The 8,609-nt window shown below is 60.5% G+C and carries 5 protein-coding genes; 1 reads left to right on the top strand and 4 read right to left on the bottom strand.

What is annotated here, in order from left to right:
- Window positions 1–95: 95 nt before the first annotated feature.
- Together ACOSYY_RS11520 and ACOSYY_RS11515 are read right to left on the bottom strand one after the other, a co-directional pair.
- The gene (locus ACOSYY_RS11520; protein WP_421662521.1) at window positions 96–1,013 is read right to left on the bottom strand and encodes a universal stress protein; all 918 of its coding nucleotides are present in this window, start codon (window positions 1,011–1,013) and stop codon (window positions 96–98) included.
- A 15-nt stretch (window positions 1,014–1,028) separates the two neighbouring features.
- Entirely contained in the window at window positions 1,029–3,425 is a 2,397-nt protein-coding gene (locus tag ACOSYY_RS11515; RefSeq protein ID WP_421662520.1) for a glycoside hydrolase family 65 protein, read from the bottom strand.
- 95 nt (window positions 3,426–3,520) lie between these two features.
- Here ACOSYY_RS11515 and ACOSYY_RS11510 point away from each other — a divergent pair, with 95 nt between their 5' ends.
- Window positions 3,521–4,258, top strand: a complete 738-nt coding sequence (locus ACOSYY_RS11510) for an HAD family hydrolase (RefSeq protein ID WP_421662519.1) — start codon at window positions 3,521–3,523, stop codon at window positions 4,256–4,258.
- A gap of 1,014 nt (window positions 4,259–5,272) precedes the next feature.
- On the opposite strand, the gene ACOSYY_RS11505 is transcribed toward ACOSYY_RS11510, so the two are convergent.
- Both ACOSYY_RS11505 and rbbA read right to left on the bottom strand, forming a co-directional pair.
- Complete coding sequence (locus ACOSYY_RS11505) at window positions 5,273–6,394, bottom strand: ABC transporter permease (RefSeq protein ID WP_421662518.1); 1,122 nt, start codon at window positions 6,392–6,394, stop codon at window positions 5,273–5,275.
- On the bottom strand, window positions 6,395–8,609 hold a 2,215-nt coding region (gene rbbA, locus ACOSYY_RS11500; protein WP_421662517.1), incomplete at its 5' end, for a ribosome-associated ATPase/putative transporter RbbA.

The raw sequence follows: 8,609 nt of genomic DNA, 5'->3' as shown, positions 1-8,609 counted from the left end.
GGGCACAACCCACGCACCACTTATACCCATGACTTCAGACTCAGGACACTAGCCCGAATACTACGAATGACGAGCGTTTGAAACCGGCATAGTCATCACCGGGCTGCCGGTCCATTCGGATTCTCCACATTGATCGGGTAGATCGCGACCGGGCAGGAGGCTTGTTGAACGATCCGCCGCAAGGTCAGGGCTCGGGTCGGGTCGAGGCGCATGCGCCAGGCCAGCGCGATGAGATCGCTCTTATCGCCGGACGCGAATCGCACAATAGCCGCGCCGATCTGTTCGATACAGAGTATGGTCCGCAGCTTCACGCCGCAGCGAGGTCTTCCTATCGCGCGGACACGATCGAGAAACTCGGCTTCCCATGCCGGCCATTCATGCTGCGGTTGATCCACATAACGCGGGGTGTTGAACGTTCCCGGCTCCTCCGCCGGCGAGGCCGCCGCAGACGCCACGTGAAGGATGGTCATTTCGCCTCGCGCACGAAGGCAGAGGTCGCTCGCCGGACGGATGTTGCCCGCGCTCGCAGGGGTGCCGTCGTGAGGCACCAACAATCGTCGGAGCGACCACGGCATTTGCCCACGCCCCGCCGGAACGAGCACGACCGGACAAGGCGCGTGTAACAGGATTTCGCGAGCTATGACGCCGAATCCTCCTTCATGTTCGTCGGCCTCGGAATGGGCGCACATGACGATGAAACCACTTTCCCGCTTCTTGGCTTCGGCAATGATGACCGACTCCGGAGGACCGGTGAGTCGATCGAGGACGGCGCCGGAAAGTTCTTCCTTCGCCAACCCGAGTGTGTCACGGCTCGATCCGGAGGGCAGCGGCCATGACGAGACATAAACAATATGGATCGTTGCCTGTATCAGCTTGGCAAGGCCCTGAGCGACGGGCAGCACATCGATCGCGCGAGCCGATCCGTACAGCGGCACGAGAACTGTCGGAGGTGGCGACCCCGCGGCATCCGTGGAGCGAGGTTCCGTCTCCGTGTATGGCTTTTCGCGGTTCACGGATCGCCTTCCTGCCTATGTTCGGAGTGACCGGCTCGATTCTTCCCACCCGCTCCAGGTCGATCCCGACACACGCGCGGTAAAGCAATGCGTCGAGTCGATTGTCCGGACCATTTCCTGACCCAGCTTGATGATCATCGGCTCGCCGGCCCGCAGATCCACGGTGACCTGCGCGGGCTCACGATTGATCATGATCGCGACCTCCCGCCCTCTCCATTGAAGCGAAAACGACAGTGTCTTCCAGGACGCCGGGAGATGCGGATCGAGGATCAGCCCCTCGTCTCGAAATCTCACGCCTCCCATGCCGAAGACCGCGGTCTGCCATAAGCCGCCGAGGGATGCGATGTGGACGCCTCCGGATGCATTGCCCATATGGTTTGACAAATCAATCGCCGCGGCTTCGCGGAAATAGCGCAACGCCAAATCGACATTGCCGAGTCGGGCGCTCACCAATGCGTGGAAGGAAGGACTCAGCGAACTGCCATGGGCCGTGCGAGGCTCATAGTAACGAAAGTTGGCGTCATGCACGGCGTAAGGGAACCGCTCCCAGAGAATCGCGCTGAGCGCAATGACGTCCGCCTGCTTCACGACCTTCGAGCGCTGAGTTCGTTCGCGTCCGAGAATCACATCGATCGGAACGGTCCTCGCGCGGTACGCCTCGAGATCGAGATCCTCGAGCCGAAAGAACCCGGCAAATTGCTCGAACAGATTCGTCCGAGGATCGAATCCGGTCACCATCGCGCCGGCGATCCGGCGCCAGGCGTCCGCTTCGTCAGGCTTGATCCGCAGGCGCTCGGCAACGGTCCGCCAGGCATCGTGACGGCTGGAACGGATCCATTCGACGGCCTCCGCCGCTCGTTCCAGGTTCCATTGCGCCATCACGTTCGTGAAGGCATTGTCGTCCACTGACTCATGGTATTCATCCGGTCCGATGACGGTCCGGATATGGTACCGTCCGTCCTGCTCCAGCCGACCGCGGGTCGCCCAGAACCGGGCGGTCTCGACGAGAATGTCGATCCCTGCCGTCAGAAAGAACGGCTCATCGGCCGTCGCTTGCCAGTATTGCCAGACGGCATGGGCGACATCCGCGCTGATATGGTGCTCCTGCATGCCGGTCAGCACTTCCACCACCTCGCCGTTGGGCGCCACGACGGAGGCCGGCGTCACATCGTCTCCGGTATCCGCCGACTCCCAGGCATACAGGGCTCCCTCGTAACCGAAGCTTCGCGCCCTGTCTCGCGCAGCCGGCAAGGTGTGAAAACGGTACATCAACAGCGCCCGCGCCGCCGCCGGATATGTGAAGGTATAGAAAGGGAGCAGATAGATTTCGGTGTCCCAAAATACATGCCCTTTGTAGACGGACCCGGTGAGGCCCCGCGCTCCCACGGAGACATGTTCATCGTTCGGATTCACGGCGCTATTGAGATGATAGAGCGCAAAGCGGAGCGCCTGTTGCGCCGACTCGTCTCCGGTCACTTCCAGACCGGCGGCGCGCCAGCGATCTTCCCATGCACGTATATGAGGCGCGAGGTGAGCTTCCAAGCCGGCCTCGTAAGCCCGCCGCACATGCCTGCTCGCTGAAACGGCCGGATCGTCCGTCTCGCGGGACGAATAGACGGCGGCAAACCGCGTGAACGTGGCCGCTTCGTTCATCTTGGCCGGGCATGCCCAACGCTCCACCAGTCCGCCGGTTTGAATGTCGGTCGTTCGTTTCACAGCCGAACCTGCCTCCAGACGGACCTCGCTTCGATGCGCCATGGCGATCGTCGCTCCCCTTGTCGTCGCCCCTTCGATCAGGACCGTCTCACCCTCAATCTTCGGACGCCACACCGTTCCCCCCGGTACGTGTTCCCAGGAGCATTCGATCGCGATGGTGCCGGCATAGTTTTCAGGCGTAACGCCGACGGATTGCGCGAAGAGGTGTCGATCATGAAGCGACACAAGACGCATAAATTGCAGGCCTGTGACCCGGCCTGTGCCATCTTGATGCCGCCATCGGCGCAACAACAATCCGTGACGAAGGTCAAGGACGCGTCGATGTTCCACGATCTCTCCGCTTTCGAGCGACAGCAGACGACCCTCAACGAGAATCTGAAGCCGGGTCCAGTCCGGAAGGTTGGCGAGTTCAAGAGAACCGGCCGAGGGATCGATCGCCTCGTACACGCCGGCAAGGAGTGTCGCGGGCGCCGATAAACTCGTGCCTTCCGGCAGAGAGCCTCTGGTTCCCACATATCCGTTCGACAGGGTGAACAGCGACTCCACCTCGCGCTCCCTGGCGAGAGTGAAGCCTTCTTCGATCAGAACCCAGCTTGGATCGACGGAGCCCGGCACATTAATCGAGCTGAACATATCCGACAATGTCATTGCCCATCCTTCCGAGGCAGGCGCGTGGAGGATTGATTTCTTGATCATGACCCTTACCATTACATAGGAAGAAAATGCTAGCATACGAGCATGCCGAGACCACACGGTAATCCCCTTAGGACGGAGCTATCATGAGGTGAAAAATGAGAGTGGACCTGAAGGTTTTTGACGCCGTGCTTTTCGACCTTGATGGAGTCCTGACGCAGACGGCAGCCGTCCATGCCGCAGCCTGGAAGCGCTTGTTCGACGAATATTTACAAGCCAGATCGTCCGGCGACGACAGCACCTTTGTACCGTTCGATATCGATCAGGATTATCGCCGGTATGTGGACGGTAAGCTCCGGCAGGACGGGGTGAAAAGCTTTCTCGAGTCCCGTGGCATCACCTTGCCCTACGGCGAGCCTCAAGATGGCCCGGACCGGGAGACGATCCATGGGCTCGGCAATAAAAAAGATCGCTATTTTCAGGCTCATCTGAAAGAGCACGGCGTCAAGGTGTACGAGGATGCGGTGCGCTTTCTACGAGCGGTTCGGGCGCAGGGACTTCGCACGGCGGTCGTGTCCGCCAGCAAGAGCACCGCGGCTGTTGTGCAACGCATCGGTTTGACCGATTGCTTCGATGTTCGAATTGACGGCGTCGAGAGCGCGCGGCTTCATTTGAAGGGAAAGCCGGCCCCGGACGGCTTTCTGGAAGCGGCACGGCGCCTTGGCGTGGAACCGGCGCGGGCCATTGTCGTGGAAGATGCCGTCGCCGGCGTTCAAGCCGGGCGAAACGGGGGGTTCGGACTCGTCATCGGCATCGACCGGACAGGCCATGCGGAGGAACTCCGGGAACAAGGCGCGATGCTCGTGACGTCGAACATGGCGGAACTTGTCCCGTGACCATTGGATCGGCCGGGACGGAATTCACATCCCACATCACCAGATGAGGGTTGATCACTATTTCCGCCGACCGGACCAAGTTGTGTCGAGTAAAATTTTACTCGCGGCACAAATTCTGCTATATCACAGATACAACTACCATTTTTGAAATCGAAGGGAGGTGAGAGTACTCATGGCAACGAAGAAAGCAGCCAAGAAGCCTGCCAAGAAGGCGGCCAAGAAAAAGAAGTAGCACGAATCGCACCCTGAGGAGGCGTCGGCCACGTCGCCTCCTCACCACCCCACGTCCTTGATTCCTCCTAGCCCACGGACCGCATCACACGAATCACTGTCCGATCCAACACGTCCTCGACAACGCTTCCGAGAGATTCGACCACCCGAGGAACCGTCAATGAGAAGAGCTGCCCTTCACGGTCCAGCCCTCCATCGGGATGACATCCCGGATCAACCGGTTACATCCACGACGCGCACCTTATGAGATGAAGAATAAGTCAAAAGAGGACGAAATGACCGGCAGGCTGCGATCTGGGGAACGAAGAGACGGCGCGGCAAAAGAAAGGGGAGGTGATGGCCACATCACCTCCCCCATTTCCTTAGCACCAGGAGAGACTCCATGGCGTAAAGAAAGCAGCAGACGGATTTTAGCATGAACATCACACCGAAAATAGAATAAAAATATCAATATAATCAATATGTTGTGAATATTCTACCTGAGGATACGGAATGGAAGGTCATGGGTACGGATGCTCAATAAGCGAGCCGGAGTGAACACCGTTCCAACAGCGGAGTTTGGCTGTTTTGCGAGCTCAGTTTGGCTCATTGTCATGAAAGATGCCGTCGCCGGCGTAAGCCGGGCGCAACGGGGGGCGGACTCGTCATCGGCGTCGACCGGACAGGCCGTGCGGAGGAACTCCGGGAACAAGGCGCGACGCTCGTGACGTCGAACATGGCGGACTTGCCGCGTGACTATGTGACTATCGGCAAGGCGGCTGCCAGGGCACATCGATTGGAAGGTCACGCCATCGTATTGATGGCCTTCCGGAACAGAGCCAGGGAGATCGTAAAGAAAATGATTCCAATGAACCCCAGCGCGATGAACTCCCGCCACACGATTTCAAAACCGGCGCCGCGATACAAGATCGCCTGGGAGAGCGAGACGAAATGCGTGGTCGGAGCAGCCCACATGATCTGCTGCACGAATTCGGGCATGCTTTCGCGCGGCGTGGACGCACCTGACAGCATCTGGAGCGGCAGCACGACCAAGATCACCAGGATTCCGAACTGGGGCATTGAGCGCGCAGCCGTGCCCATGAAAATGCCCAGCGAGGCTGTCGCGAAGAGGTGCAGCGCGGTGCCGCCGAGGAATAGAGGGATTGACCCTCCGATCGGCACGGCCAACAGCCCTTGCACGACGAATGCGAGCGAAGCGGCGCAGGCCGACAATACGACAAGCCCCATCGCCCAAACCTTGCTGCTCATGATTTCAAACGGCGTGACCGGCATGGCCAGCAAATGCTCGATCGTGCCTCGTTCCCGCTCGCGCAAGAGCGCGGCTCCGGTCAAGACGATGGACAACAGCGTCACGTTGTTGATGACTTGCATGACCGAGCCGAACCAACTGGGATCCAGCGACGGATTGAAGCGCGCCCGAAGGGCAAGATCCACCGGCGCCACCGGTGTCTCGCGATAGCGGCGGACGAACTCTCTCACCTCATCCGTGATGATGGACTGGACATAGCCGCTGCCGACGAACGCCTGGCTCATCCTCGTGGCGTCGACATTCAACTGGATGGCCGGTGCGCGCCCGGCCAAAACATCGCGCTGCAAATCCGGAGGAATGTTGACCGCGAACGTGAACCGCCCGGCATCCATGCCCTCGTCCATGCCCGCATGTTGAATCAACGCGGGCGCAAGAAAATGCGGCGGATAAAACGCGCTGATGAGGCGGGCGGAAAGCGGAGAGCGGTCTTCATCCACGATGGCGATCGGCGCCTTGTTGAGCGTCTCCGGCTTCGCCGTCGCGGCGGCATAGATGCCGAGAGAAAACGTATAGACGATCAAGATGATCATGATCCGGTCCCGGCTCAGGCTGCGCAACTCCTTGATGCCCAGATGCAGGATATTGGCGGGACGCATTCAGGATTTCTCCTGCTTTCTCAGTAACGCCACGCCCAGCAGCAGCAGAACCGGCGCGGTAAGCAGAAGTGAGAGGAATGCCTCCGGCAAGTCCGCGAATCCGAGCGCTTTGGAGAACGTGCCCCGGGATATGGTCAGGAAATGCGTCGTCGGGTACACGCGACCAATGAGCGCGCCGATCCCTTCCAGCGAGGACACCGGATCCAGCAATCCGGAGAACTGCGTGACCGGCACCATCGTCAAAAGGGCCGTGCCGAAAATAGCCGCGATTTGGCTGCGCATGAACGAAGACATGACGAGACCCATGGCGGTCGAGCATAGGACATACAGGAAAGCCGCCGTCGTGAGCGCGGTGACACTGCCGGTCAGCGGCACGTCGAAGGCGGTGACGGCCAATGCCGCGAGCAGCAGGAAGTTGAGCATGGCGAGAGCAACGTAGGGGAATTGTTTCCCCACCAAAAACTCCAGCCTGGTGACCGGCGTGACATAAAAATTCACGATCGAGCCCGTCTCCTTCTCGCGTACGACCGAGAGCGCGGTGAGCATGGCCGGAATCAGGATCAATAGGATTGGAATCATGGCCGGCACCATCGACACCAGGCTCTTCACGTCCGGGTTATAGCGAAAGCGCGTCTCGATCGACACGACCTCGGCTGACGGCGGCCCTCCCGGCCCTCGCGGAGCCGTCCCGGTCAACCAGTGGGCATGCATGCCTCGCACGTAGCCCTGCACGGTTTCGGCTCGTTGAGGCATGGCCCCGTCGATCCAGGCGCCGATTTCCACCCTTGTGCCCCGGGCCAGATCGCGGGCAAACCCGGAGGGAATTTCCAGAGCCAAGCTCAACTCCCCGGCCCGCATGCGTCGATCGAGCTCGGCATGATCGGACAGCGGCGGACGCAGGATGAAATAACGGGAGCCGGCGATGTTCAACACATACTCGCGGCTGGCGACGGTCTGATCGCGATCGAGCACGGCAAATGGGAGATCTTCGACATCCATGCTGATGCCGTATCCCATGACGAACATCAATACAACGCTTCCCGCCAGAGCCAAGGTGGCGCGAATAGGATCTCGGCGCAGCCCCAGCGATTCGATCCTGGTATAGCTGAGCAGTCGGCGCGGATCGAATCGTCGCTTGGCTGGAAAAGCCTCCGATGACGGGCTCGGGCGCGCGGCGCCGGACCATGTCGAGACCGGAAGCCTTGCATGATCTGCCGTCGCCGCCGGCTCCTCTGGATTCCGCTCTTGCGGGGCGGCCTCTTCCAGATAGGCGATGAACGCATCTTCCAAGCTCGTGACCCCGCGCTCCTCTTTCAAAGCCGCTGGGGAGCCGCTCACCAACACGCGGCCCGCATGCATCAAGGAGATACGGTCGCAGCGCTCCGCTTCGTTCATGAAATGGGTCGAGATGAAAATGGTGACTTTATCTCGGCGGGCCAGTTCGATCATGATCCGCCAGAAGGCATCGCGGGCGATCGGATCGACGCCGGACGTGGGTTCGTCGAGAATGAGCAACTCCGGCCGATGGATCATCGCGACCGCCAACGAGAGGCGCTGGCGGCGGCCCAGCGGCAACGCATCGGGCAGCGCGTCGATCACGTCGGCGAGATCGAACCGTTCCGCCATGGCGGCAATTCGATCGGGGATCTCGCCGGCCGGGATATGGAACAGCCGGGCATGCAGCGCCAAATTTTGGCGGACCGTCAACTCCGAGTAGAGCGAAAATGATTGCGACATGTAGCCGACCCGCCGCCGAACAGCGAGATCGTTCGGATCGACCGTCCGGCCGAACAGCCGGGCCTGCCCCTCGCTCGAGGGCAGGAGACCGGTCAACATCTTCATGGTGGTCGTCTTGCCGCAACCGTTGGAGCCGAGAAAACCGAAAATCTCGCCTCGTTCGATGCGAAACGTCACATGGTCCACCGCGACGAACTCGCCGAACCGCTTGGTCAGGTCCTTCGCCTCGATCGCGATATCGCTCTTTTCGCTCCCCGCGCGGGGAGGAATCACCAGGGGGCGATGAATCCGCCGCTCCTCTTTCGGCAGCAAGGCGATGAACGCCCGCTCGAGCGAGGCCGTCCCGCCGCGCGTGAGAAGATCTTCAGGGGAACCGGTGGCCAGCACACGGCCGGCCGCCATCGCCACCAACCAGTCGAAGCTCGCCGCCTCCTCCATGTACGCCGTCGCGATCATGACGCTCATGCCGGGCCGACCT

The sequence above is a fragment of the Nitrospira sp. BLG_2 genome (assembly GCF_049222245.1).
Note: the sequence above shows the minus strand (reverse complement) of the source record. Positions and strands in the feature narration are given on the sequence as shown.